Annotated in this window: 1 pseudogene; it reads left to right on the top strand. The window is 56.5% G+C overall.

Annotation, left to right across the window (positions count from 1 at the left end):
• A pseudogene (locus AUR66_RS22055) lies at window positions 1–550 on the top strand (AAA family ATPase); the annotation flags it as partial.

The following is a 550-nucleotide window of genomic DNA, read 5'->3' on the forward strand; positions in this document are numbered from 1 at the left end:
GGGACAAACTCACAGAACAGGACAGTGGGCTCATCGGTGGCGGCATTGTTCGAGCGAAGACAACGAAAAGCGAAGACGAGTCGTGGTGGTACGACGAGCACGAAGGGGGACCAAAGGGTGACTCCTTCCCACTGCTCGTTGCGTTCGAACGACTCTTCGTTGCCGGACAGTTGGATGAGATTGACTTCACGAAGCAGGTCATCGAGAAAGGTCCCGATGTGGTCTCAGCTGAATTGGACTCGTTGACCACGAACCTGCTTCCGTTTGATCGTGCCGACGCGCTCTGTCGTGAGGTCTCAGAGACTGGCTTCCCTCGCCATCGCGTTGTGGAGTCACTCGGTGAAAGTAACGAGACCTCGAAGGGTGTTGTCCTCGCAGACGCTCTCGCAAGTCGTGTCGTCGAAGCACCGCCTGTGGCACTGCACAAGTCCTTTGACGGAGAGTTGCCACCATCGATTCTCGACGGGCTATACTTCCCCGATGACGAGGGACGAGCGATCATCGAGCAGATACAGGTGGCACTCCAGACTGGAAAGCATCTCATCCTGAC

Source organism: Haloferax profundi, from assembly GCF_001469865.1.
Classification (GTDB): domain Archaea; phylum Halobacteriota; class Halobacteria; order Halobacteriales; family Haloferacaceae; genus Haloferax; species Haloferax profundi.